Source organism: Rhodococcus sp. NPDC003318 (assembly GCF_042879035.1).
In the GTDB taxonomy this organism is placed as follows: domain Bacteria; phylum Actinomycetota; class Actinomycetes; order Mycobacteriales; family Mycobacteriaceae; genus Rhodococcus_G.
Genome location: NZ_JBIAOU010000028.1, coordinates 28,258 through 51,796 on the forward strand (window position 1 = coordinate 28,258; position 23,539 = coordinate 51,796).

The 23,539-nt window shown below is 71.1% G+C and carries 13 protein-coding genes; 7 read left to right on the plus strand and 6 right to left on the minus strand.

Annotation, left to right across the window (positions count from 1 at the left end):
• The first annotated feature begins 60 nt into the window (after positions 1-60).
• The 4 genes from recC to ACFYVR_RS25360 all read left to right on the plus strand — a co-directional run bounded on the left by recC (position 61) and on the right by ACFYVR_RS25360 (position 9,978).
• Entirely contained in the window at positions 61-3,321 is a 3,261-nt protein-coding gene (recC, locus tag ACFYVR_RS25345; protein ID WP_387478607.1) for an exodeoxyribonuclease V subunit gamma, read from the plus strand.
• Entirely contained in the window at positions 3,321-6,716 is a 3,396-nt protein-coding gene (locus ACFYVR_RS25350; RefSeq protein ID WP_387478610.1) for a UvrD-helicase domain-containing protein, read from the plus strand. The genes recC and ACFYVR_RS25350 overlap by 1 nt, the downstream gene beginning before the upstream one ends.
• Positions 6,713-8,551, plus strand: coding sequence for an exodeoxyribonuclease V subunit alpha (gene recD, locus ACFYVR_RS25355; RefSeq protein ID WP_387478613.1), 1,839 nt, complete (start codon positions 6,713-6,715; stop codon positions 8,549-8,551). Before ACFYVR_RS25350 ends, recD begins: the two co-directional genes overlap by 4 nt.
• Before the next feature lie 170 nt (positions 8,552-8,721).
• Positions 8,722-9,978: an acyl-CoA dehydrogenase family protein gene (locus ACFYVR_RS25360; protein ID WP_387478616.1), complete on the plus strand. Its 1,257-nt coding sequence runs from the start codon at positions 8,722-8,724 to the stop codon at positions 9,976-9,978.
• Here ACFYVR_RS25360 and ACFYVR_RS25365 read toward each other — a convergent pair.
• From ACFYVR_RS25365 to ACFYVR_RS25390, 6 genes are all read right to left on the minus strand, one after another.
• Entirely contained in the window at positions 9,975-11,639 is a 1,665-nt protein-coding gene (locus ACFYVR_RS25365) for a dipeptide ABC transporter ATP-binding protein (protein WP_387478619.1), read from the minus strand. The two genes, ACFYVR_RS25360 and ACFYVR_RS25365, sit on opposite strands and share 4 nt — an antisense overlap.
• Positions 11,636-12,595: an ABC transporter permease gene (locus tag ACFYVR_RS25370; protein ID WP_387478622.1), complete on the minus strand. Its 960-nt coding sequence runs from the start codon at positions 12,593-12,595 to the stop codon at positions 11,636-11,638. The genes ACFYVR_RS25365 and ACFYVR_RS25370 overlap by 4 nt, the downstream gene beginning before the upstream one ends.
• Positions 12,592-13,542, minus strand: coding sequence for an ABC transporter permease (locus tag ACFYVR_RS25375; protein WP_387478625.1), 951 nt, complete (start codon positions 13,540-13,542; stop codon positions 12,592-12,594). The genes ACFYVR_RS25370 and ACFYVR_RS25375 overlap by 4 nt, the downstream gene beginning before the upstream one ends.
• A 74-nt stretch (positions 13,543-13,616) precedes the next feature.
• Positions 13,617-15,245 carry an ABC transporter substrate-binding protein gene (locus ACFYVR_RS25380; RefSeq protein WP_387478628.1) on the minus strand — a complete coding sequence of 543 codons (1,629 nt, stop codon included), beginning with the start codon at positions 15,243-15,245 and terminating at the stop codon, positions 13,617-13,619.
• Positions 15,246-15,429: 184 nt separating this feature from the next.
• A complete protein-coding gene (locus ACFYVR_RS25385) occupies positions 15,430-16,557 on the minus strand; it encodes an acyl-CoA dehydrogenase family protein (protein ID WP_387478631.1) in 1,128 nt (375 codons plus the stop codon).
• Positions 16,554-17,666 (minus strand): rhodanese-like domain-containing protein, encoded by a 1,113-nt coding sequence (locus ACFYVR_RS25390; protein WP_387478634.1) that lies wholly within the window; start codon positions 17,664-17,666, stop codon positions 16,554-16,556. The genes ACFYVR_RS25385 and ACFYVR_RS25390 overlap by 4 nt, the downstream gene beginning before the upstream one ends.
• 424 nt (positions 17,667-18,090) lie before the next feature.
• Between ACFYVR_RS25390 and ACFYVR_RS25395 the strand changes: the two genes are divergently transcribed.
• The 3 genes from ACFYVR_RS25395 (at position 18,091) to ACFYVR_RS25405 (ending at position 23,449) form a co-directional block, all read left to right on the plus strand.
• Complete coding sequence (locus ACFYVR_RS25395) at positions 18,091-19,464, plus strand: NtaA/DmoA family FMN-dependent monooxygenase (RefSeq protein WP_387478637.1); 1,374 nt, start codon at positions 18,091-18,093, stop codon at positions 19,462-19,464.
• Positions 19,461-20,744 carry an acyl-CoA dehydrogenase family protein gene (locus ACFYVR_RS25400; protein WP_387478640.1) on the plus strand — a complete coding sequence of 428 codons (1,284 nt, stop codon included), beginning with the start codon at positions 19,461-19,463 and terminating at the stop codon, positions 20,742-20,744. The genes ACFYVR_RS25395 and ACFYVR_RS25400 overlap by 4 nt, the downstream gene beginning before the upstream one ends.
• Positions 20,745-20,926: 182 nt before the next feature.
• Positions 20,927-23,449 carry a protein kinase gene (locus tag ACFYVR_RS25405; protein ID WP_387478642.1) on the plus strand — a complete coding sequence of 841 codons (2,523 nt, stop codon included), beginning with the start codon at positions 20,927-20,929 and terminating at the stop codon, positions 23,447-23,449.
• Positions 23,450-23,539: the final 90 nt, after the last annotated feature.

Below are 23,539 nucleotides of genomic sequence, written 5' to 3' on the forward strand. Positions count from 1 at the left end.
GATCGTGTCGGCGCGCTGTGGTAAGCCTGACTCGACCGGCCGACCGACGATGGGGGAACCGTGCTGACGTTGCATCGCGCGGAGCGTTCGGACACGCTCGCGGACGGACTCGCGCAGACCCTCGTCACGCCGCTCGCCGACCCCTTCGCCCGCGAGGTCGTCGCCGTTCCGGCGAAGGGTGTGGAACGCTGGCTGACGCAACGGCTTTCGGGTGTGCTGGGCGCGGCGGGCCGCGCGGACGGCGTCGCCGCGAACATCGACTTCCCTTCCCCGACACGGCTGGTCGCCGACGCACTCGCCGCGGCGACCGGCACCACCCCCGACGACGATCCGTGGCGGCCGGAACGCGTGCTGTGGACGCTGCTCGACGTCGTCGACGGCTGCGTCGACGAGCCGTGGTGTGCGGTACTCGCCCGCCATCTCGGACGGGACGACCCGGACGGCCACCGGATCGGCCGCCGCTACGGCACCGCCGCGCACCTGGCCGAACTGTTCCGCAGCTACGGCGACCAGCGGCCCGGGATGCTCGTGGACTGGGCCGCCGGCCGCGACACCGACGGCCTGGGCGCGGCACTGCCCGCCGACCTGGCGTGGCAGCCGGAACTGTGGCGACGGCTGCGGCAGCGCCAGGGCGCCCCGAGCCCCGCCGAACGCCTCGTGCCGGCCTGCGCGCTGCTGCGCGAGCGCCCCGACGTCGTCGACCTGCCCGAACGCGTCTCCGTCTTCGGGCCGACGCGCCTGACCACCGCGCAGCTGGGGGTGCTCGAGGCGCTCGCCGTCGGCCGCGACGTCCACGTGTGGGTCCCGCACCCCAGCGCCGCGATGTTCGACGCCCTCACCGACCGTGAGCCGCCGGCCACCCGCGCCGCCGACGACACCGGTCCGGCGGTGACGCACCCGCTGCTCGCCGGTCTCGGACGCGACGTGCGCGAACTGCAGTTCCGGCTGCGGATCGACGGCGTGGTGCACGCGCACCATCCGGCGCCGCCGCGGCCCGACACCCTGCTCGGACGCCTGCAGGACGATCTCGCCGCCGACCGCGCGCCGAGTCCCGCGCGGGCGGACGGCACCGTGCAGATCCACGCATGCCACGGCGCCGCCCGGCAGGTGGAGGTACTGCGGGAGTCGTTGCTGCACCTGTTCACCGACCTGCCCGACCTCGAGCCCCGCGACGTGCTGATCATGTGTCCCGACGTCGAGACGTACGCGCCGCTGATCCGGGCGGTGTTCGGGCAGGACGGAGTCGGGCACCCCGGGCACGGGTTGCGGGTGCGGCTCGCGGATCGCGCTCTGCACCAGACGAATCCGGTGCTCGCGGTGACGGCGTCACTGCTCGAGCTGGCCGACGGACGGGTCACGGCCAGCCAGCTGCTCGACCTCGCGGCCGCCGAGCCGGTGCGCCGCCGGTTCCGGATCTCCGACGACGACCTCGAGCGGCTGCGCGAGTGGACCACGGCGGCGGGCGCGCGGTGGGGCCTCGGGCCGCGGGAACGCTCGGCGTACGGGCTGCCCGACTTCCCGCAGAACACGGTCCGGTCGGCGCTCGACCGCATCCTGCTCGGCGCGGCCGCCGATGACAGCGACGGCGACTGGCTGGGGTTGGCGCTGCCGCTGGGTGGCGTCGACAGCAACGACATCGACCTCGCGGGCACGCTCGCCGAGTTCGTCGACCGGCTCGACGTGTCGCTGCGCGGGCTGGCCGGGCCGCAGTCGGCGCCCGCGTGGGAGGCGGCGCTCATACGGGCGCTGGACCTGCTGGTGGACGTGCGGGAGAGCGACGCCTGGCAGCTCGGGCAGGCGCACCGGGAACTCGCCGCGGCCGTCGAGTTCGGCGACGCGGAGCTGCGACTGGCGGACGTGCGGGCGATGCTGGCGTCGCGGCTGGCGGGCCGGCCGACGAGTGCGAACTTCCGCACCGGGGAACTGACGGTGTGCACGATGGTGCCGATGCGGTCGGTGCCGCATCGCGTCGTGGTGCTGCTCGGCCTGGACGACGAGGCGTTCCCGCGCAGCCCGGGTGTGGACGGTGACAACGTCCTGGCCCGGAATCCGGTTCCGGGGGAACGTGATCCACGCAGTGAGGACCGGCAGCTGCTGCTCGACGCGATCGGGGCGGCGGGGGAGCGGCTGCTGCTGTTCTACACCGGACGCGACCCGGTCAGCGGCGCGCCGCGACCACCCGCGATCCCGCTCAGCGAGGTACGCGACATCCTGGAAGCCATGGCCGGTGGCCTCGACGGCGTGGTGACGGCGCATCCGCTGCAGCCGTTCGACGCCCGCAACTTCCGCCGCGAGCGACCCTTCAGCTTCGACCCCGCCGCCCTCGCCGGGGCGCGGGCGGCGCAGCGGACGCCCACCCCGGACCCCGGGTTCCTGCCCGCACCGCTCGGACCGCCGCAGCTCGGCGACGTCGACCTCGCCGACCTGATCGCGTTCGTCGTGCACCCGACGCAGGCGTTTCTCAAGCAGCGTCTCGGGGTGCGGATCGCGGACCTCGACGAGGAGATCGCCGACGCCCTCGACCTCGAACTGGACTCGCTCACGCGCTGGTCGATCGGGGAGCGGATGCTCGCCGCGATCCTCGCCGACGGCCGCGACTTCGACGACGCCGTCACCGATTTCCGGGCCGCGGAGTGGCGTCGCGGGACCCTGCCGCCCGCCGCGCTGGGCGGCGTCGCCCTCGCGGACCTCGAGGAGACGGTCCGGGTGCTCGCGTCCGCCGGCCGGCTGCCCGGGCTGCCCGACACCCTGGACGTCGACCTGGACCTCGGCGGTGGACGCCGGCTCACCGGCAGCGTCGACGGCGTCCACGGGGATGTCCTCGCCCGGACCAGCTGCTCGAAGCTGGGTCCGAAGCATCGGCTCACCGCGTGGGTGCGGCTGCTGGCGTTGGCCGCCGCGCACCCGGACCGGCCGTGGCGGGCGGTGACCATCGGGAAGGGTCCGTTCCGGCGACCCACCGCATGGGCGTCGACGATCGCCGCGCCCGAGGGCGCACTCGCGACGCTGACGGCTCTGATCGCGTTGCGGGACCGGGGACTGCGCGCACCGCTGCCGATCGCGACCGGAGCGTCCGCCGCCTACGCGCAGCGGCGGGCGAACGGCGACTCGGTCGAGATGGCGGTCGAGGCGGCGCAGAAGGAATGGGACTCCCCGTTCGGCGACTGCAAGGACAAGCACGTCGCCTACCTGTACGGGGAGGGCGCCGCGTTCGCCGTCCTCACCGCCGAACCGGACTCCGCCGAGGGGACCCGCTTCGGGGCCGATGCGCTCGCCCTGTGGGGTCCGCTGCTCGCCGCCGAGACCGTGGGGGCCGCGTGATGTCCGCGATCGTCGCATCCGACCGGGCGGCGTTCGACCTGTACGGCGAACTCCCCACCGGCACAACGGTCCTCGAAGCCAGCGCGGGCACCGGCAAGACGTACGCGATCGTCGGTCTCGCCGTCCGCTTCGTCGCCGAACGCGGCATCGACCCGCAGCGGTTGCTGCTGGTCACCTTCAGTCGTGCCGCGACCAAGGAACTGCGCGAACGTACCCGCGAGCGGTTCGCCGCCGTCGCCGCCGGCCTCGCCGACCCCGAGGCGAGCGACGACGAGCTGGTGCGGTTCCTCGCCGACACCGACCCCGACACCGTCGCGCTCCGCCGCCGTCGCCTGCTGCAGGCCTTGTCGAACTTCGACGCCACCACCATCGCCACCACGCACAGCTTCTGCCAGCGGATGCTCGACAGCATCGGTATCGCCGGCGAACGCGACCCCGACACCGAACTGGTCGAGGAGGCCACCGGGCTGATCGCCGAGGCGATCTCCGACGAGTACCTCAGCCGCTTCGGGCGGACCCCCGAGCCGAGCCTGTCGCCCGAGCAGGCCCGCAAGGCCGCCCGCGCCGCGATCTTCGACTCCCAGGCGCGCCTCGCGCCCGAGGACGCGGACGGCACCGCCGCCGGTGACGCCGTCGCGTTCGCGTCCGCGGTCCGCGAGCAGGTACGGCGCCGCAAACGGGCCGCCGGCATCCGCGACTTCGACGACCTGCCCGCGCTGCTGCACGCGGTCCTCACCGACCCCGAACGCGGCGACGCGGCCCGGAGTCGAGTGCGGGAACGGTACTCGGTGGTGCTCGTCGACGAGTTCCAGGACACCGACCCGCTGCAGTGGGGCATCCTGCGGGCCGCGTTCCACGAGCACGCGACGCTGATCCTGGTCGGCGACCCGAAGCAGGCGATCTACGCGTTCCGCGGCGCGGAGGTCTACGCGTACCTCGACGCCGTCACCGAGGCGCGGACCCTGGAGCTGACCACGAACTGGCGCAGCGACAAACCGCTCCTCGACGCGCTCGCGCACGTGCAGGGCGGCGCGGCGCTCGGTCATCGCGACATCGTCGTGCACGCCGTCGCGGCGGCGCAGCAGGAGCCCCGCGTCGGCGGGGTCGCGCCGATCCGGCTGCGGTACCTGCCCCGCGCCGGTGCGGGACCCATCGGGCGCAACGGATTTCCGTTCATCGCGCCACTGCGGTCGCGGGTCGCCGACGACCTCGCCGCCGACATCGTCCGTCTCGTCGGAGACGGCGCCACGACGATCGGCGGAGCCGCGGCACGCCCGGTGGCACCCGGGGACATCGCGGTCCTGGTGCGCACCAACGCGCAGATCACCCTCGTCCACGACGCCCTCGACCGCGCCGGGGTCCCCGCCGTGACCGTCGGTGGCCTGAGCGTGTTCGTCACCCCCGCCGCCCGCGACTGGCTGTGGGTGCTGCAGGCGCTCGAGCAGCCGCACCGCTCCGACCGGGTGCGGCTGGCGGCCCTGACGTCGCTGCTGGGACGCACCGCCACCGAACTGGACGCGGGCGGCGACGAGCTGGTCGCCGAGATCGGCGGCGGACTGCGCGATCTCGGGCGGGTGTTCGCCACCGCCGGGTTCGCGGCGATGGTCGAACGGCTCGCCGCGTGGGGCACCCTCGAGGCCCGGCTCCTCGGACGGGTCGGCGGCGAACGTCTGCTGACGGACCTGCGGCACGTTGCGCAGCTGCTCGGGGAGGTGGCCGTCGGACAGGGCCTGGGTCCGACCGCGCTGACGCGGTGGCTGACCGATCGGATGCGGGAACCGAACGTCGGGACGGTGGACCGCAGCCGCCGCCTCGACTCCGACGCCGCCGCCGTGCAGATCGCGACCGTGCACGCCACCAAGGGGCTCGAGTACCCGATCGTGTACGTGCCCTACGCGTGGGACGCCGCGAAGAACCCGAAGCCGGACAAGCTGCTGCTGCACGACGACGACCACACCCGCGTCCTCGACGTCGGCGGCCCCGACGGACCCGGCTACGCCGCCCGCAAGAAGCGGCACGACGAGGAGGAGGCGGGTGAGGAGCTGCGGTTGCTGTACGTGGCGCTGACCCGCGCCAAGTGCGCGCTGGTGCTGTGGTGGGCGCCGTCCAGCGCGACCTCCTCGTCGCCGCTGCACCGGATGCTGCTGGCCCGCAGGCCGGGCGAGCCGGACGTGCCCGCGTCGCTTCCGGTTCCGGCGGATCCCGAAGTCGCGCAGCGGTTCACGCAGTGGGCGGACGGCGTCCCGGGCGTCGTCGTCGAGGCGGTCGGGCCGGGGCGGATCACGGTCGGGACGTGGTCGCCGCCCACCGAGAAGTCCGAGGAACTGGTCGCCGCGCGTTTCGACCGCGTCCTCGACGCCGACTGGCGGCGCACCTCCTACACCGCGCTCACCGCCGCGGCGCACGCCCTCCCGCCGCTCGCCGGCGAAACCGAGGAGCCGGTCCTCGACGACGAGCCGGAGGAACCCCCGCTGACCGTCGTCGGCGCCGACCTCACGGGGACGCACCTGCCGTCGCCGATGAACGGGCTGCCCGCCGGTGCGGCGTTCGGCACCCTCGTGCACGCGGTGCTCGAGTACGTCGACACCGCCGCCGCGGATCTCACGGCCGAGGTGCAACGGCACTGTCGGGAGGAGGTGGCCGCGGGGTTCTCCGGCGTCGACGCGGATGCGTTGGCGGAGTCGCTGATGCCCGTTCTCGCGACGCCGCTGGCGGGCGGCACGCACACCCTCGCGTCGATCGCACCGTCGGATCGGCTGCCGGAACTCGACTTCGAGCTGCCCCTCGCCGGCGGCGACGCCGCCGCGGACCGGATCACCCTCGACGGTGTCGTGACGCTGCTGCGCCGGCACCTGCCCTCTGACGACGTCCTCGCGCCGTACGCGGACCAGCTCGCCGACATCGGGCCCGCACCGCTGCGCGGCTACCTCACCGGCAGCATCGACGCGGTGCTCCGGCTGCCCGGTCCGAGTTTCGTGGTCGTCGACTACAAGACCAACCGGATCGCGCCCGGCGACCTGACCACCGCCCAGTTCACCCGCGAGTCGATGGCGGCGGAGATGATGCGCTCGCACTATCCGCTGCAGGCACTGCTGTATGCCGTTGCGCTGCACCGCTACCTGCGCTGGCGGCTGCCCGGCTACGACCCCGGCAGCCACCTCGGCGGCGTGCAGTACCTGTTCGTGCGCGGCATGGCCGGCCCCGACACCCCCGCAGGGTGCGGCGTCTTCGACTGGTACCCACCGGCTGCGCTCGTCACCGACCTGTCCGACCTCCTCGCCGGCCGCACGCCCGACGACGATCTGCCCCCTCCCGCTCGGGGTGAAGGTGGCCTTCGTGCGGATCAGCGGGATGACGGCCACCGTCGGCCGGAGGCGGAGGGGGTGCGGTCATGACCGAGGCACGGGTGGCGCAGCGGGGGAAGGGGACGCTGCGCGCGTTCAACGAGGCCGGGGTGCTCGGCGCGGCGGACGTGCACGTCGCGCTGCGGCTCGCGCAGCTGGCCGGGGAGCGGTCCGAGGACGCCGTGTTCGCGGCGGCGCTCGCGGTACGGGCCGTCCGGTCCGGCTCGGTGTGCTTGGAGCTCAACGAGATTCGAGGAATCGGCGTCGACGCCGGGGTCGCGGAGGACGGTACCGAGATCGACCTCGACGCGCTGCCGTGGCCGGAGCCCGAGGCGCTGCTCGGTGCGCTGCGGGCGAGCCCGCTGGTGGTCGGCGGTGGGCAGGGCCCGCTGGTGCCGCTGCGGCTCGTCGACACCGACGGGGGTCCGCTGCTCTACCTGGAGAAGTACCACCGGCAGGAGCAGACGGTCCGCCGGATCCTCGACGCACGCGCCGGCGACCACCCCGACGTCGACGAGGCCGCGCTGCGGGCGGGCCTGGACGAGTTGTTCCCCGGACCGCCCACGGACCGGCAACGCGTCGCGGTCGCGGTCGCCGCCACCCACCGGACCGCGGTGATCGCCGGCGGCCCCGGCACCGGCAAGACGCACACCGTCGCCCGCGTCCTGGCGATGCTGCTGCGCCTGCACGGCGACGGCCTGCGCATCGGACTGGCCGCGCCGACCGGGAAGGCGGCCGCGCGTCTGCAGGAGTCCGTGCGTGCGGAGGGTACGCAGCTCGGTCTGCCCGAGGCCGTGACGGCGTCGACCCTGCACCGGCTCCTCGGGTGGGGCCACAACGGGCCGAAATACCATGCACGCAACCACCTCCCCTTCGACGTGGTGGTCGTGGACGAGACGTCGATGGTGTCGCTCACCATGATGTGCCGGCTGCTCGAAGCGCTGCGCCCCCAGGCGCGTCTGATCCTGGTCGGAGACCCCAACCAGCTGGCGTCCGTCGACGCCGGTGCGGTCCTCGCGGACCTCGTCGACCGGCGCGTTCCCACCGCGGGCAGCCCGGTCCTCGACACCGTCGTCGCCGCGGACCTCGCCGGCGACGGCTGGGCGGACGCACACGGCACCGACGAGCGCGGCCGGTTGCGCGGCGGCATCGTCCGGCTCACCCGCGGCTGGCGGTTCGACGAGGAGATCGGCGCGCTGGCCGACGCGGTCCGCGACGGCGACGAGGGCCGCGTCCTGGAGATCCTGCACGCCGGCGGCGACCGGATCGACTTCCTCGCACCCGACGACCTCGACGCACTGCGGCGGCAGGTGGTCGACGTCGCCGCGGAGGTCACCGCGGCAGCAGAGGCGGGCGACCACGCGGCGGCGTTGCAGCTGGCGGACAACCATCGGCTGCTGTGCGCGCACCGCGACGGCCCGTACGGCGTCGCGTGGTGGGAGCGGGCGTCGCTCGAGTGGATCGGCGCCGCGACCGGGCACCGTCTCGACCCCGACGCCTGGTATCCGGGACGCCCGCTGCTGGTGACCGCCAACGACTACGACGCGCGAATCTACAACGGCGACACCGGAGTCGTGGTGCGTCGAGGCGACGGCGAGCTGGTGGCGGCATTCGCCTGTGGCGCCGAGCCGCTGCTGCTGCACCCGAGCCGGCTGTCGTCGGTGCAGTCCGTGTACGCGATGACCATCCACCGCAGCCAGGGCAGCCAGTACGGCACCGTCTCGGTGATCCTGCCCGAGGAACGGTCGTCGCTGCTGACCCGTGAGCTGCTCTACACCGCGGTCACCCGCGCCAAGGACAGGGTTCGGATCATCGGCACCGAGGTCGCCGTCCGTGCCGCCGTGCGGCGCCGGGTGCTGCGGGCCAGTGGGCTGCGGTCGGGCTGACGGCGGGACACGCACAGAGGGGATCGGCTCGAGCAGAGCGCATATCTGGATCGCCTGTCCGCCCGGGCAATACGATCGACGGCACCGCACGCCCGCGGCGCAGGGACACCCGATACCGGCCGACACCCGCCGCGGCGCCGGGTTGAACCCACCGCACGGGAGGACGGACGATGACCGCCGAGGCACACGTGGACGAGTACCGATTCGTGGACGGGGAGGCGTCCGGGCCCAGTCGGGTCCACGTCGGCGAACCGCCCACCGTCGCGGGCATCACCGAGGCGGTGCTGCCCGTCCTCGAACGGCTGCGCGGCAGCGCACTCGAGCGGGAGAACAGCCGGGACTTCGCCTTCGACGACGTCGCCGAACTCGCCCGCCGCGGAATACTTCTCGTCGGCATCCCCGTCGAGGACGGTGGCGCCGGCGGCAGCCTGCGCGACGTCCTGGACCTGGTCGTGACCATCGCCCGCCACGATTCCAGCGTCGCCCAGGCGCTGCGCGGCAGCTTCGGCACCGCGTTCGGGGTGGCCAACGATCCCGCGCTCGCCGAACGCGACCGCACCCTGCAGAGGATCCACGCCGGTCACCTCTTCGCGGGCACGGTCAACGAGCGCACCGGCGGTGCCGGCGGCTCGGTGAACGCGACACTGCGCCGTGCCGGTGACGGCTACGTGGTGAACGGCGAGAAGTACTACTCCACGGGCGGGCTGTACGCGTCGTGGTTCTCCACGACGGCCAAGGACGAGGAGGGCCGGACGGCCCGGTTCCAGGTGCCGCTGGACCGGGACGGGATCGAGCGTCTCGACGACTTCGACGCGGTCGGCCAGCGCCTCACCGCGAGCGGCACCACCCGCTTCGTCGACGTGCACCTCGACGAGGACGAGGTCGACTTCGCCGGCACCGGACGCCCGTCCCTGAACCCGTGGGGAGGCCTCGGGCACCTGTACCTGTGTGCCGTCCAGGCGGGCATCGCCCACAACGTCCTCGACGACGCCGTCGTCTTCGCCCGCGAACGGGCCCGGCCGATCAAGCACAGCACCGCCGACCGCAGCATCGACGACCCCTACGTGCAGCACACCGTCGGCCGGATCGCGTCGAAGGCCCACGCGGTGCGGTCGGCGGTGCTGATCGCCGCGGAGGAACTCGAGAAGGTCCGCGACGTCCCGGAGGACCGGCGCCGCGCCGCGGGTGCGGCCGCGTCGATCACCATCGCCCAGACGCAGGCCCTGGCCGCCGAGCAGACGCTCGAGGCGGCGAGGCTGCTCTTCGACGTGGGCGGCGGCTCGGCCACCGACCGCGCTCTGGGCTTCGACCGGCACTGGCGCAACGCGCGGACCGTCGCCAACCACAACCCCCGGGACTGGAAGCTGGCCAAGGCCGGGGCGTTCCTCCTCACCGGCGAGGAACCCCCGACCAGCGGCCTCTTCTAGTGCGGCAGCGCCGCGCCGCCCGGGACCGAGTCGACGAGCCGACGGGTGTACTCGTCCGCAGGATTGTCGAGAATCAGTGCCGTCGGCCCCGATTCGACGACGGTCCCGTGCCGCATCACCGTCACCGTGTCCGCGATCAGCCGGACGACCCCGAGGTCGTGGGTGATGAACAGGTAGGTCAGCGAGTACGCGGCCTGCAGGTCCACGAGCAGCTGCAGGATCTCCGCCTGGACCGACACGTCGAGCGCGGACACCGCCTCGTCGAGGATGACGATCTCCGGGTTCAGGGACAGGGCCCGGGCGATCGCCACACGCTGCGCCTGACCACCGGACAGTTCACCGGCCCGGCGGGTGGAGTACTTCCGGTCCAGGTGTACGCCGTCGAGGAGTTCCCCGGCGATCGCGTGCCGCTGCCTGCGGTCGATGTCCTTGCGGTGCACGCGCAGCGGTTCGGTGATCAGGTCGGCGACCGACATCCGTGGATTCAGCGAGGAGTACGGGTTCTGGTACACGAACTGCAGCCGACTGCTCAGCTCCCGTCGGTCCCAGCTGCCGCTCTGCCCGAGGAGGGTGACCTCGCCGTCGTCGGGTGTGCGCAGTCCCGCCACGATCCGGGCGATCGTCGACTTCCCGGCACCGGACTCGCCGACGAGCGAGTGGGTGGTGCCGGTCGCGACGCGGAAGGAGACGTCGTCGGCCGCGACCACCGGTTCCGCACTGCTGTGCGCGGCGTGGAACGTCTTCGACACCCCCTTCACCTCGATCGCGTACTCGGCGGAGCTGCGTTCTGCGGCGGAGTGCGGGGTCAGCGAGCCGACCCGGACGGGTCGCGGTGTCAGGGTTCCGACGTGCAGTCCGGGTGCCGCGTCGAGGAGCCGGCGCGTGTACGGGTCGCGGGCGTGGCGCAGCAGCGAGTCGCGGCCGCCCTCCTCGACCACGACACCGCCCCGCATCACCACGACCCGGTCGGCGCGCTCGAGAGCGACACCGAGATCGTGTGTGACCAGCAGGATTCCGATGCCCAGCTCGGTGCGGAGCCGGTCCAGGTGGTCGAGGATCTGCTTCTGGACGGTCACGTCCAGGGCGCTGGTCGGCTCGTCGGCGATGAGGAGTTCCGGCTCACCCGACAGGGCGATCGCGATGAGCACCCGCTGCTTCATGCCGCCGGACAGCTCGTGCGGGTACTTGGCGTAGATGCGGCCCGGATCGGCGAGTCCGGCCAGTTCCAGGAACGTCAACGCCTGCGACTTCAGGTTGTGCCGCTGCGCGGACGTGGTGAACGGCAGCAGCCGGCTCCTTCCGAGACGGCCCCGCAGCGCGTCCTCGAGCTGCTTGCCGATCGGCTTGACCGGGTTCAGGGAGACACCGGGGTCCTGCGGGACGAACCCGACGTAGCTGCCCCGGTAGCGGGCGAACCGGTTCTGGCTCCACCCGGCGACGTCGTTGCCGCCGAGCAGGATTCGGCCCGAGACGCGACTGCTGCGGGGCAGCAGACCGATCGACGACCGGATGAGGGTGGACTTGCCGGAACCGGATTCGCCGACGATGGCGACCAGTTCACCGGCGTGGACGTCGAGGCTCACGCCGGAGACCGCCTTGGTGGGGCTCGCGCCCCGACCGGCGTACCAGATCTCGACGTCGTCGAAGGACAACAGGGTCATCGGACGCCTCCCTCGTGCTGCAGTTCACGGCTGATGCGGTTGCTGGACAGGACCACCGCCAGGATGACGAAACCGGGGAGCAGTGCGATCCACGGTGCCACCGCGAGAAGGTCGCGGCCCTCGGAGACCAGCAGTCCCCATTCCGGTTCCGGTGGGGGAGCGCCGAACCCGAGGAACCCGAGCGCCGCGATCGCGAGGATCGAGGCACCGAACTGCAGCGGGATCAGCGAGACGACCGAGCTGAGGGAATTCGGCAGCACGTGCCGGGTGAGGATGGTGAGGCGGGGCGTGCCGATGCTGGACGCGGCCTCGACGTAGTCCGCCTGCACGACGCGCAGCACTTCGGCGCGCATCACCCGCGCGAAGTTCGCGACAGCGGACACGCCGACGGCAATGGCCACGTTGAGGGTGCCGTAGCCGAGTGCGGAGACCACGACCATGGTGAGCAGCAGACCGGGCACGGACAGCAGGACGTCGACCACCCGCATGACGACCAGGTCGACCGCGCCGCCGACGAATCCGGCGATCGCACCGAGGACGGTGCCGATGACGAAGGCGATCGCGACGGCCAGCAGGGTCGCGCTGAGGGTGATCACCGCGCCGTGCACGGTGCGCGAGTAGATGTCGCGGCCCAACCGGTCGGTGCCGAAGGGGTGCTCGGCGCTGGGTCCGACCAGGATCGCGGTGGAGTCGGGTAGGTACGGGTCCTTCCAGGTGAACAGTCCGGGTGCGACGCACCAGGCGATCGCCAGGGCGACGACCAGCACCGCCAGCGTGAGACCCGGACGGGCCAGGACGGGGGCGAGCGCGCCGAGGCGCCGCCGCGGCGGCGCGTCCGGCACACCCACCGGCGGGGGAAGGGGTGGCGGCGTCGTGGCGCGTTCCGGGACGGCGGCGTCGAACGGTTCGGCTACGAGGGTGTCGGCGCCCAGTGCGCGGTTGCTGTCGATCGTCATGCGGGCACCCCTTCGCGGGCGGCTTTGAGTCGTGGGTCGATGAGGGGATATGCGATGTCGACGACGAAGTTGACCGTGACGAACGCGAGGGCGACGAACATGACCACGCCCTGGACGACCGGCACGTCCTGCGCGCGGACCGCCTGCTCGGTGAGGCGCCCGATTCCGTTGCGGGAGAAGATCGTCTCGGTGATGACCGCTCCGGCGAGCAGTTCGCCGACGATGATGCCGCCCTGGGTGAGGGCGGGCAGGCTGGCGTTGCGCAGCACGTCACCGTTGATGACCGTCGCCTTGCGCAGGCCCTTGCTGAACGACGTCAGCACGTACGGCGAGCCGTATTCGGTGCTGAAGTTGCGCAGCAGCAGCTGGGCGATGGGCCCGGCGACGGGGATCGCCAGCGCGAAGGCGGGCAGCACCAGCCCGTGCAGGCCGTCGTGGCTGATCGGTGGGAACCAGCCGAGTTGGAAGGAGAAGATCCGGATGATGATCAGGCCGAGCAGAAAGCTCGGGAACGACACCAGCAGCGGCGGCAGGCCGGCGATGACGTTCCGCAGCCAGGGGGACTCGATGTAGGTGGCGATCCACGCAATGGCGAGCGCGAGCAGTGCCGCGAGGATCAGCGCGGCCACGGCCAGCACGATGGTCTTCGGCAGGGCCTCGGCGATCGCGGTCGTCACCGGCTTGCCGTTCTGGACCGACGATCCGAAGTCGAGATGCAGTGCGGCCCAGAGCCGGTTGAGGTACTGGACGAAGACGGGCCGGTCGAATCCGTACTGCTGTTCGATCTGCGCGTAGGCCTCGGGGGAGATGTCGTTGCGCTCCTCGGGATTGAAGAGCAGTTCGACCGGGCTGGCGGGCAGCGTGTACAGCAGGATGAAGGAGGCGGTGAACGCGCCCCACACCACCACCAGGCCTCGTCCCAGTTTCAGGAGGACGTAGCGTGTCATGGAAATCCTTTGCGAGTGTGTGTCCTGCCCACCCGACCCGGGCCGGTCCGACCGAACCGGCCCGAGTGGGACGATCAGCCCTGGTCGACCCAGGTGCGGAGGAAGTACAGCCGGCTGGTGGCGTCGAGGTCGAGGCCGTACACGCCCTTGGAGGCGGCGACCTGCGACGGCTCGAACACCGGGTCGTACAGGACGTACTCGTCGAGCACGAGGTCCTGCGCCTGCTCGGACAGCGTGGCCCGCCGCGTCGGGTCCAGGGTGGACTCGAGCGCTTCGAGGCTGTCGGCGATCTTCTGCCGGTCGGGGAAGTCCGCGGGGATGCGGGCGGAGTTGCCCCGGTCCGGGTTGAAGTTGACGTTGAGGATCGCCGGATCGTTGCGGCTGCGGTTGGTGTTGATCAGGTGGTACTCCCTGTTGATCTGGTCGGTCGGGATGTTGCTCGCGTCGAACTGGAAGTCGAGGTCGACACCGATCTCCTTGAGCGACGCCTGGATCGACTCGTACGCGTAGCGGCTGTTCGGGACCAGGTAGTGCCCGGTCGCCTTGAGCGTCAACTTCTTGCCGTCCTTCTCCCGGACGCCGTCGGCCCCGACCTTCCAGCCGGCCTCGTCGAGCAGTCGCTTCGACTCCTCGAGGTCGAACTTCAGCCCCTCGTCGGTGTAGTCGACCGACCCCTGGACGTGGGCGGCGAGCACGGACTTGGCCTGGCCCTCGGAGGGGGCGAGGATGGTCTGCTTGAACCCGGCGCGGTCGGTGGCGTGCACGATCGCGCGGCGGACGTTGATGTCGTTGGTGGGTTCGAGGCTGGTGTTGATGTTCCAGCCGAGGTTGAGCCCGGCGATCGTCCGTGAGGTGATGTCGTAGCCCTGCGCCTCGAGGACCGTCTCGTCGGTGGGGAGAATGTCGAACGACGCCTGCACCTCACCCGACTGCAACGCGCCGGTGCGCACGCTCGCCTCCGGGATGGTGACGAACTCGACCTTGTCGAGATACGCCGGCCCGTCGTGGTGCAGACCGGGGGCCGACCAGTTGTAGTCGGCACGTTTGGTGAGCACGGTGCGCTCCTTGGGCACGTACTCGCTGACGACGAACGGGCCGGTGCCGACGATGTTCGCCGGGTCGAGACGCTGTTCGGCGTTCGACGAGAGGGTCTTCTGGCCGATGATGCCGGGCTGGTTGTTGCCCGAGTACGAGATGAACTGGAGGAAGCTCGCGGACGGCGCCTTGAAGATGATCTTGACGACGTTGTCGCTGACGACCTCGCTGCCCTGGTACGACTTCAGGTGGGTGGCACCGTTGGGTTTGATGCCGAGCGCCGGATCGCCGAAGACGTACTGGTCGAAGTTCTTCTTGACGATGTCGGCGTCGAAGGGGGTGCCGTCGCTGAAGGTGACGCCCTCACGCAGGGTGAACGTGAACTCGGTGTTGGTGTCGTTGACCTCCCAGGAGGTGGCCAGCCACGGTCCGATCTCGCCGGTCTCCGGATCCTGCCAGGTCAGTTTGTCGAAGACGCTGTTGCCGTAGTTGCTGGCCGCGAACGAGGTGTTCAGGTGCGGGTCCAGCGATTCGGGAGAGCTGAGGAGCGCGATCCGCAGGGTGCCACCGGCCTGCGGATCGCCACCTCCGCCGGACTCGGCGGCGTCGACGGTGCTGCTGCATCCGGTCAGGGCGAGCGCGCCGGTCAGTGCGAGAGCGCCGAACACGCCTCGGAATCGTCGTCGGCGCTCGCGCACCGACCGTGGGGCGTGAACTGTTGTTTCCATGGACACGAATCTAGGGTGAAACTGGTTTTCAGGTCACGACATTGGCGCTGGCTGAATCTAAAGGCGATCACGCGCAATGCCAATAGGTGCGTAAATCCCGTGATGTGCTGCCCTCCAGCATGTCTCAGGGTGCCGCGGACGCGATGTCCGCGAGCTGGGCTGCTCGGGAGTGTTCGTTCTGGCTCTGAACCTGAAGGAAGAGAGCCGAACGAGCGTGCAGCGCGGCGGTGTCGGTGGCGAGGATCCCGGACCCGGCCCGCGACACGACGAGGGCCCTGGCGATGTCCTGGAGCGAGCGGAGCACCTCGACCTTCAACGCGAGCCGGTCCTCGAAGTGCTGCGGGCCCTTCGGATCCGACTCGGCCCGATCGGTCAGGGCGTACGCCAGCGCCCGGTAGCGGGCGAACGGCGGTTCCCAGGCCCGCGCGACCGCCGCGGCCGCGTCCTCGCCCGAGGCGTGCAGTTCGTCGAGAATCGCCCGCGCCACCCCGAACACCTGCGGTCGGACGTCGCTGACGATGTTCCGATCGCGGTGATTCCATTCCGATCGCGGGGTGCGCTTGACGATGTCCGCCTCGGCGACGAAGACGCCCTCGAAAGTGACTCGCCACGTGCGGCTTCCGGCGGCGGCGACGAGGGCGAGCGGCTCGGCGCGCAGCCGTTCGTCGTCGACGTCGATCAGGGCGAGCAGCTGGGTCTCGGTGGTCGGGTCGATGGCGGCGACGGACAGCAGGGCGTTGATTCCCCAGCCACTCACCCAGGACACCGTGCCGGTGATCGTCCATCCGCCCTCGACCGGATCGGCGCGGACGTATCGCGTGGGGTAGTGCCGGGCGTCGCTGATCGCGGTCCCGCTGAGGATCTCCCCGCGCAGCACCCGCTCACCCCGTGCGCCGATCGACGCGCCGCTCTTCGCCAGGGTGGTGTAGTGGACGATCAACCCCGTGTGCTGCGCCCAGGCGAGCCAGGTGTTGAAGTCGCCGTAGGCCAGGTGCTCGTGGACGCGTCGTTCGGCGGCCGTGTCCAACTCGGCGCCACCGAACCCGGCCGGGGCCAGGTGGTTGAGCAGTCCGAGGCGGCGCAGTTCCTCGACGGTACCGGCGGTGACACCCTCGCGGTCGGTCTGCAGGGCGCGGGGCGCGAGAGTGCCGTGGGCGTAGTCCCGGACCCGCGCGACCAGCGGATGCTCGTCGGCGGCGTCGACCCGGTCGGCGCTGGTGGTGTCGACCGCCGCCTCCAGGGTGACGGTCATCGCGCCGTTCCCGCCTCGAAATCGTGCAGCAGCAGAGCGATCTCGAAGCCGCGGCGCTGCAGCCAGTGGGAGACGACGGCGGCGCGGGCGCCGGTGAGGTCGTCGATCAGGACCACGCGCGCCCCACGCACGGCGATGGTGCGGTGGGAGACGCCGAGCAGCTGTCCACCCTCGGAGGTGATCGAGCCGGGCAGGTGACCCTGCGCGAACTCCTCCGGGGTGCGCACGTCGAGGAGGTAGGTGGTGCGGTCGGCGTCGGACGCCCACGCCTGCGCGGTGTCCACGTCGATGCGGGGGAACTCGTCGTCGGCGGCGATGGCGTCGACCCGCTCCGCCGCGCGCTGTCGTCCCGCCTCGTCGACCGGTCCGTACACGGCGGTCGCGCCGGTCTCCAGGTCGAGGTTCTCCTCCTTCCACGCCTTGGTGCCGTCGTGCAGGTAGGAGACCCGGTTCGGGACACCGGCGTCGATCAGTGTCTGGGCGCCGATGATGGCGCGGGGCAGTCCGGCGCAGGAGACCACGACGTGGGTGTCGGGGGAGGGCACGACGTCCGCGAACCGCAGCAGCAACTCGGCGCCGGGCACGCCGACCGCGCCGGGAACGTGGCCGGCGGTGAACTCGGGCAGGGTGCGGGTGTCGATGACGACGACGTCGGCGCCCTCGTCCTTGAGGGCCTTGAGTTCGGCGGCGGACACCGACGGGGTGTCGCGTTCGTCGCGGATGCCCAGGGAGAAGTCCTTTCCGGGGACGTCGAAGGTGGGCAGGTCGTCGGTGCCGCCGCGGGTCCACTCCGGGATGCCGCCGGCGAGGGTGTGGACCTCGCTGCGTCCGGCCTCGGCGAGCCGTCCGGCGAGGCGCTGAGCGACGCCGTCGCCGCCGTCGACGAGCACGGTCCGCACCGCCGCGCGGGGCACGAACCGGTCGATCTCGGCTTCGAGGCGGTCGGCGGGGAGGTTGGTGGCGAACAGTGGCGACGCGTAGCCGACGACGTCGCTGGGGCGGATGTCGAGGACGGCCAGTTCCGCGCCGTCGGCGAGCCACACCCGGAGGGTGTCGGCGTCGATGGTCTTCTCTGCGGTGGCGGCCTGGTCGATCGATGAAGTGCTCACGGGAGTGTTGTCCACCTTCGCTGGGTAGCGGTCGGATTGGTTCGCGGCGCGACGGCCGGTGGCGACAGGGTAGCCCCGGGTGGCGGACATCGCGGGCCCGCGATTGTCACGCCCGAACCGGCGCGTTGCCCTGACCAGCACCGATGCCCGGCGTCCGGGAATGAAATCAGGCTGGTTCCAGTGTCGTCGCCGACGATTTCGTGGTGTACCGAGAAGTTCACTGTCCCAGCAGGGTTCGGCATTTCAACCACCACGATTCCATTCGTTGACGCGACCGGCCTCGATTCGGTGAGATGGGGACACGATTCGCCGCCACCGGACCGCAGCGGCCGGCGTCCACCCGAAGGTGCTGTGGCCGAGCCCTGTTCGTCCCGCACTCCTCCCGCTTCCCTCGAACCCCGCTTCCCTCGAACGGAGTATCTGCATGAGCACCGGAACCGACACGCCAGCACGGCAACCACAGCGCAGGCTGACGCTCGCCGCGTCCATCGTCGGGGCCGGCGCGTCCGGGAAGGCCTGGAACTGGCCCGGCACGAAGTGGAACCGCTTCGCGGACTGGGAGCACTACCGGAGGTCCGCCGAGATCGCACGGTCGGGCGTCCTGGACGCGGTGTTCGTCTCGGATCATCCGGCGCTGCAGCGCAATGCGAGCAACGGGCCGAGTCACCTGTTCGACCCGATCGTGCTGTTCTCGGCGATTGCGGGCGCGGTCCCGGACATCGGTTTCGTGCTGACGGCGTCGACGAGCTACAACTCGCCGTACAACCTGGCGCGCCGGCTCGCGAGCCTCGACTCGATCTCGGGTGGCCGGGTGATCTTCAACGCCGTCGCCAACTTCAACCCCGACATCGCCGCGAACTTCTCCGCGGACGGGCTGTTGGACCGGGAGGACCGCTACCGCAAGGCCGACGAGTTCCTCCAGGTGGTCAAGGAGCTGTGGCTGTCCTGGGACACCCCGGAGGGACCCGAGCCCACGGGCCCGCTGTGGGACGACACCACGGCCCGCACGATCGATCACCACGGTGAATTCTTCGACGTGCGTGGCCCGCTGAACGTTCCGGTCGGTCCGCAGGGGCATCCGGTGATCTCGCAGGCCGGCGCCTCCGAGCAGGGCATCGACTTCGCCGGCAAGCACGCCGAGATCGTGTACGCGGCGTTGCTCGGGAAGCAGGCCGCGCTCGACTACGCGGCCACCCTCGACGCCGCCGCCCGCAAGCACGGTCGGCCGGCAGACAGCATCCGGCTGTTCCCCGGCGTCAACGTCTACCTCGGCGACACGCGAGAGGAGGCGCTGCGTCGGCACGAGATCTTCACCGGGGCCGGCAGCGAGGACGACCTGATCGCTCGCTTCCTCGAACAGCAGCGCGCGGTGAACCCGGCGTTCCCGAGGTCCGTGAACGTCGACCGCCCGTTGCGGGCGGAGTGGTTCGAATCCCAGGAGGATCAGACCCGGCCGGTCGGTTTCAGCAAGGCGGTGCAGGATCTGGTGCGCACCGAGGGGCCCACCACCCGGCAGATTGTCCGGCTGGTCGGCGGAGCCGGGGGCCACCGACTGGTCATCGGCACGCCCAAGGAGGTGGCCGACGCGCTGATCGACTGGTGGGCGGCCGGGGCCGTGTCCGGCTACAACGCCCACTTCCCGCTGCTGCACGACGACCTGGAGCGGTTCGTGCAGCAGGTGGTCCCGATCCTGCAGGCCGAGGGCGTGTTCCCGACCGAGTACGACTCGCCGACCATCCGGGGCCGCTTCGGCCTTCCCGACCCGCGCACCGCGCTGTCCACCCAGGAGAACCGATGACCACCGATTTCGCCGCCGCCGTGACCGTCGGCGCCGGCCCCACCGACGAGGAACTTCTCGCCAAGTACCGTCCGGTGTTCGCGCGGATCGCCGAGGGCGCGCTGGAGCGGGAGACGAGCGGCCGACTCGCCCTCGAGGAGGCGGGCTGGCTCCGCGGGGTGGGGTTCCCCGCAGTGCGGGTGCCGCGGGAGTTCGGCGGCGACGGCGCCAGCCTGCGTCAGCTCTATCTGCTCGTCGTCGAGCTCGCGGCCGCGGAATCGAATCTGCCGCACGCCCTTCGGGTGCACTCGCGGTTCGTGGAGGACCGCTGGCGCGAGCGGCACACGCCGCGCGGGCAGCAGTGGCTGCGGCGCATCGGGGACGGCGTCGTGTTCGGCACCGCCGTCAGCGAGCGTGAGGGAGCGTTCCGGCGGCCGTCGACGACGCTGCGGGAGGTGGACGGCCGACTGGTGGTGAACGGCACCAAGTACTACAGCACCGGCGCCCTCTACGGCGACTACCTCACCGTCGCGGTCCTCGACGAGGCGGGGGAGCGGCACACCGCCGTCGTGAAGGCGGACTCCCCGGGTGTCGAGCGGATCGACGACTGGGCCGGATTCGGGCAGCGCGGCAGCGCCAGCGGCACCACCGTCTTCACCGACGCCGAGGTGGAGGGCCCCGGGTTCCTGTTCCCGCCGCCGGGCGGCGCGGCCGGGCACCTCGCGCACTTCCAGCTGACGCACCTCGCGACAATCGCCGGCATCGTGCGCCGGGCGACGGACGAGATCGCCGACTTCGTCCGCCGCAGGCACCGCACCTACCCGCAGGCGAAAGCGCCTGTCGCCGCGCAGGATCCGCTGATCCAGCAGGTGGTCGGACGCGCCGACGCCGCCGCCTACGCGATCCGCGCCACCGTCCTCGACGCCGCCGCGTCCCTCGACGCCGCCGCCGACGCCCGGTTCGCGCTGACCATCACGCCGGAGGCGGAACGCACCCCCGAGGCGGAGGAGGAGGCCGTGGCACTCGAATTGAAGGCGGAGCTGGACGCGTACCGCGCGCAGTCCGTCGTGCTCGACCTCGGGTTGAAGACGACGACGGAGATCTTCGAGGTCGGCGGCGCGTCCGCGCTGGACCGCAGGTACCAGTTCGACCGGCACTGGCGGAACGTGCGGACCCTGGCCTCCCACAACCCGCTGATCTACCGGGAACAGCAGCTCGGCGACTACGTCCTCAACGGCACCCCGCCGGCGTTCGTCTCGCCCGAGGGTGCGTCGGTGATCGGCACACCACCGGCGAGCTGACAGCGGACTGTCGGACGAGCTCGACGACGCAGGGGAGGTCGGGTGCGTGGGCGAGCCGGGAGTCGGCGGTGAGGAGTGGTGCGCCCAGGAGGGTGGCGAGCGCTGGTTCGAGGGTCCATCATCGATTAGGTGAGGTGTATCCGATTCGCGGTACCGCGTGCGCGGATGGATCGGTGCGATCGATGACCTCCTTCGACCCCTTCGCCACGCAGTTCGACGCGGCCGGTTCGGTCGCGGCCGAGTTGGGCGTGTCCGGATTCGAGGACGCCACCGAGATCGGCCGGGGAGGGTTCGGCGTCGTCTACCGCTGCTCGCAGCCCTCGCTCGACCGCATCGTGGCGGTCAAGGTCCTCACCGCCGACCTCGACGAGGAGAATCGGGCGCGGTTCTTCCGGGAGCAGCGCGCGGCGGGTCGGCTGACCGGTCACCCCAATGTCGTCAACGTCCTCGAAACCGGCGTCACGGACAATGACCGACCGTTCCTCGTCATGCCGTACTGCGCCCGGGATTCTCTGGACAGCATGATCCGGCATCGCGGACCGCTCGCACTGGGCGACGCGCTGCGGCTCGGCGTGAAGATCGCCGGAGCCCTCGAGTCCGCGCACCGCCTCGGGATCCTCCACCGCGACATCAAGCCCGCGAACATTCTGATCACCGACTACGGTGAGCCGGCGCTGACCGACTTCGGCATCGCGCACTTCGCCGGTGGATTCGAAACCGCCACGGGCAGGGTGACGGGGTCACCGGCGTTCATCGCGCCGGAGATCGTGGCCGGCGACGCCCCGAGTCCGGCCGCGGACGTCTACGGTCTCGGTGCCACGCTGTTCGCCGCGATCACCGGCCATGCGGCCTTCGAACGTCGAAGCGGCGAAACCGTGGTGGCGCAGTTCCTGCGGATCACGTCCGAACCCACCCCGGACCCGCGGGAGTTCGGCGTCCCCGGCGACGTCGGCGGCATCCTCGAAGCAGCCATGTCCGGCGACGCGGCTGTTCGCCCCACCGCGGCGGAACTGGGACGACAGCTCCGTGAGTCGCAACACCGTCACGGTTTCCCCGTCGACGAGATGTCGCTGTACTCGGAGATCACGGAGGAGAACTCCGGTATCTCGACGGCACCCGGGGACCGGGACACCGGTCTCCCTCCGGTGACGGATCGATCCGGTGGGCTTCCGATCGAACTGACCAGTCTCGTCGACCGACGCGAGGAACTCGTCAAGGCGAAGCACCTGCTGTCGACCGCACGGCTGGTGACCTTGACCGGCATCGGTGGCGTGGGCAAGACCCGACTCGCACTGCGGATCGCCACCAAGGCGCAACGCAGCTTCTCCGGCGGGGTGCGGCTGGTGGAGTTGGCGGACCTGCGTGACGAAACGCTGTTGACGGGCGTGGTGGCCCGCTCCCTCGGAATCCAGGACCGCTTGACCAAACCCGTCCGGGAGTTGCTGGCCGACTTCCTCGCTCAGCGCGACATGCTGCTGGTCCTCGACAACTGCGAACAGATAGTCGGTGCGGTGGCGGAGCTCACCGAGTACCTGCTGCGCGTCTGCCCGGACCTGAAGATCCTTGCCACGAGCCGCGAGGCGATCGGAATCAGCGGGGAGGCGGTCATGCTCGTGCCTCCGCTTCCCGTCCCGGACCCCGACAGCCTGCCGCGAGGCGCGCCGAGCAACGATGCGATCCGACTGTTCGTCGACCGCGGTGAGGGCAACGTCCCCGGGTTCGAGTGCACGGACGACAACAAGGTCGTCATCGCCCAGATCTGCCGGCAACTCGACGGACACCCGCTGTCGATCGAACTGGCGGCGACGCGGTTGCGCGCGATGTCACCGGAGCAGATCCTGGAGCGACTCTCCGAGCGGTACGCGCTGCTGACCCGGGGAAGCCGGGACGCGCCGTCGAGGCAGCAGACGCTGCGGATGTGCATCGACTGGAGCTACGACCTGTGCACCCCCGTGGAGCGGTCGGTGTGGGCTCAGCTGTCGGTGTTCTCCGGTGGATTCGAACTCCAGGCTGCGGAGCAGGTGTGCAACGGCGACCTCACCTCGACCGAATTCCTCGACGCCGTGATGTGCCTGGTCGACAAGTCGATCCTGATCCGGGAAGAGTCGCACGCGACCGTACGGTTCCGGATGCTCGAAACCATCCGGGACTACGGACAGCACAAGGCGCAGGAAGCCGGCCAACGGGACTACACCGAACTGCGCCGCCGCCACCGTGATTGGTGCGAAGGTCTGGCGCTCGCCGCGGACACCGAATGGATCGGTCCCCGGCAGATCGAGTTGATCGCCACCCTGGCCCGGGAACAGTCGAACGTGCGGGACGCCCTGGAGTTCTGTGCCTCCGAGAACCCGGAGACCGGAACTCGTATCGTCACGTCCATGCTGTCGTTCTGGATCTGCCAGGGCGCCATCACCGAAGCCCGGCAGTGGCTGAACCGTTTCCGTGGATACCGATTCGGCCCACCGACCATCGAACGAATCCAGGCGATTCACGCGGGAACCCTCCTGACCGCAATCCAGGGTGATCTCGAGGCGTCGGCGGCGCTGGTGGAGGAGGGGCGGGCCCTCGCGGACCAGACGACCGACCCCCTGATGCATGCATTCATCGACCACGCCGACGGGTATCTCGCCCTGTTCAACGAGGACCTTCCGCGGTCGCTGTCACTACACGAGAAGGTCGTCGAGTTCTTCGACGCGCACCAGTAGGACTTTGTTAGGTTTGTCACGTTCGCATGTGGGGACTCGAGATTCGGCGTGATTCTCGAGACGATCATCGGGTGGATGCTGCAGCCCTGG

Excerpts from the sequence above, each read along its gene's own strand:
- ACFYVR_RS25395 (WP_387478637.1), top strand. The coding sequence starts at position 18,091 with ATGAGCACCGGAACCGACACGCCAGCACGGCAACCACAGCGCAGGCTG.
- ACFYVR_RS25400 (WP_387478640.1), top strand. The coding sequence starts at position 19,461 with ATGACCACCGATTTCGCCGCCGCCGTGACCGTCGGCGCCGGCCCCACC.
- ACFYVR_RS25350 (WP_387478610.1), top strand. The coding sequence starts at position 3,321 with ATGTCCGCGATCGTCGCATCCGACCGGGCGGCGTTCGACCTGTACGGC.
- ACFYVR_RS25365 (WP_387478619.1), bottom strand. The coding sequence starts at position 11,639 with ATGACCCTGTTGTCCTTCGACGACGTCGAGATCTGGTACGCCGGTCGG.
- recD (WP_387478613.1), top strand. The coding sequence starts at position 6,713 with ATGACCGAGGCACGGGTGGCGCAGCGGGGGAAGGGGACGCTGCGCGCG.
- ACFYVR_RS25375 (WP_387478625.1), bottom strand. The coding sequence starts at position 13,542 with ATGACACGCTACGTCCTCCTGAAACTGGGACGAGGCCTGGTGGTGGTG.
- ACFYVR_RS25385 (WP_387478631.1), bottom strand. The coding sequence starts at position 16,557 with ATGACCGTCACCCTGGAGGCGGCGGTCGACACCACCAGCGCCGACCGG.
- ACFYVR_RS25405 (WP_387478642.1), top strand. The coding sequence starts at position 20,927 with ATGACCTCCTTCGACCCCTTCGCCACGCAGTTCGACGCGGCCGGTTCG.
- ACFYVR_RS25360 (WP_387478616.1), top strand. The coding sequence starts at position 8,722 with ATGACCGCCGAGGCACACGTGGACGAGTACCGATTCGTGGACGGGGAG.
- ACFYVR_RS25370 (WP_387478622.1), bottom strand. The coding sequence starts at position 12,595 with ATGACGATCGACAGCAACCGCGCACTGGGCGCCGACACCCTCGTAGCC.